Annotated in this window: 2 protein-coding genes; both read right to left on the bottom strand. The window is 63.8% G+C overall.

What is annotated here, in order from left to right:
- Positions 1 to 1,703: GMC family oxidoreductase (locus tag P0D96_RS47785; RefSeq protein ID WP_408321281.1), on the bottom strand; the 1,703-nt coding region annotated here is incomplete at its 3' end.
- Positions 1,703 to 2,233, bottom strand: a 531-nt coding sequence (locus P0D96_RS47780) for a gluconate 2-dehydrogenase subunit 3 family protein (protein ID WP_408321279.1), incomplete at its 5' end; no start/stop codon positions are given. The genes P0D96_RS47785 and P0D96_RS47780, both read right to left, overlap by 1 nt.

The raw sequence follows: 2,233 nt of genomic DNA, 5'->3' as shown, positions 1-2,233 counted from the left end.
GCGACGAGGCCGGTCGGGTTGTAGCCGATGCCCTGCGGAAACGCCGAGGCGCCCATCACGAACACGTTGTGCACGTCCCAGCTTTGCAGGTAACGGTTCAGCACGCTCGTCTTCGGATCGGTGCCCATCACCGCGCCGCCCACCAGGTGCGTGGTCTGATAGCGGCGCGAGTCGAAGTGCGCGCCGAATTCACGCGTATAGACGTTGATCGACTTCGGACCCATCTGCTGCGCGATCTTCTGCATCTGGCCGGTCACGTAGCGCGCCATCCTGATGTCGTTGTCCTTCCAGTCGAAGGTCATGCGCAACAGCGGCTGGCCGTACGAATCGCGGTAGGTCGGATCGAGGTCGAGGAACACGTCGCGGTACGACATGTTGCTGCCGTGCGCGTCCATCGAAATGGTGTGCGCGTAGTGGTCCTTCACCGACTTCTTCCAGTCGGCGCCCCAGTTCGGCGTGCCCGAGGGCGTGGCGATGCCGCTGACCGGCTTGGTGCCCGCCTGGTTCACCCACAGCGGCGAACCGCCGACGAAGCCGAGCGGGCCGTGATCGAAGTTATCGGCGTTGAAATCGTCGACCGCGACGCCGTTGCCGCCCGCGCCGATGAACGGATTGGTGAAGGTGTCCCTGTCGAAGAACGCAGTGATGGTCGAGAGGTTCTGGTACGCAAAATTGCGGCCGACCACGCCTTCGCCCGAGACCGGGTCATACGGCTTGCCGATGCCCGACAGCAGAAGCAGGTGGACGTTGTGATACTGGAACGCCGCGACGATCACCAGATCGGCCGGCTGGAACACTTCGTTGCCGGCCGGATCGACATACGTCACGCCCCTGGCGCGCTTTTTTGTGTCGTCGAGTTCGACGCGCAGCACGTGGCAGCGCGAGCGCAGTTCGAAGTCCGGCGACTGCTTGAGCGCCGGCAGAATGTTCAGGTTCGGCGAGGCCTTCGAATACATGTAGCACGCGTAGCCGCTGCAGAAGCCGCAGAAGTTGCACGGCCCCATCTGCACGCCGTACGGGTTCGTGTACGGACCCGATGTATTCGCCGAAGGCAGACGGTACGGATTCAGCCCGAGTTCGCGCGCGGCCTTGCCGAAACGCTCCGCCGAATATGTGTTCAGTTGCGCGGCGAGCGGAAAGTTGTCGCTGCGCGGCGCTTCGAACACGTTGCCGTCGCCGACCACCTTGCCGTTGACCTTGTACGCCTGGCCCGAGGTGCCGAACACCTTCTCGGCGAAGTCGAAGTACGGTTCGAGTTCTTCGTAGCTGACGCCGTAATCCTGGATCGTCATGCCTTCGGGAATGAAGCGCCTGCCGTAGCGTTCCTCGTAGTGACTCTTCAGGCGCAGCTCTTCCGGCGTGATGCGGAAGTGCACGCCCGACCAGTGCAGCCCCGCGCCGCCGACGCCTTCGCCCGGCAGAAACGCGGCCAACTGGCGATACGGCAAGGCGGTATCGTTTGGCGCATGGCGGATCGAGACAGTGGTCTTCGAGAGATCGAGGAACAGCTTCTTGCGGACGTTGTAGGTCAGCTCGTCGATCGTGTTCGGATACGCGCCGTCCGGATAGGTGTCGCGGTATTCGCCGCGTTCGAGCGCGACGACCTTGAGGCCCGCTTCGGTGAGTTCCTTCGCGAGAATCGCACCGGTCCAGCCGAAGCCGACGATCACCGCGTCGACGTGCGGTTTGGTTTGGGTAGACATCAGGTGCGCTTTCCTTCGATCGACACGGGGCCATACGGATAGGCCGCGCCGTTCTGATTGACGAAGTCCATGAAATCGGCGCGCGCGCCGGGAAAACCGATCATCTTCCAGCCGCCCATGTCGCGATTGCCGCCGTGGACCGGATCGCAGAAGTAGCCTTCGCGGGTGTTCTGCAGCAGCTGTCCGAAGAACACCTCGGCCGGCACGTCGGCGAGATCGACCTTGCCTTTCTCGAGCGTGCCGAGCACGGTGTCGCGCGTGGCGGCGTCGAGCGCATCGAAGGGGTGGCCATAGGTCTTCGTGCAGTACGCGTTGACTGCCGCGATGCCGAGGCGGTACAGATCGCGCGGCACCAGCTTCAACTGATAGCCGAGTTCGGGCGCGCCCTGCGTGAACGGGGCCTGCATGTACCAGAGCGCGCCATGCGCATACGGGGTCTCCATCTGCCGGTCGATGAATTCGGGCACGCCCGCTTCGACGGCGCCGGGGCCTTCGCTGTCCGATGGAATCAGACGGTCGACCGCGGCGTG

Origin of the sequence: Paraburkholderia sp. RL17-347-BIC-D, assembly GCF_046027915.1 — a bacterium.
Taxonomy (GTDB): domain Bacteria; phylum Pseudomonadota; class Gammaproteobacteria; order Burkholderiales; family Burkholderiaceae; genus Paraburkholderia.
The sequence above is the reverse complement of the archived record's forward strand: the minus strand, read 5'-3'. Positions and strand labels throughout refer to the sequence as shown.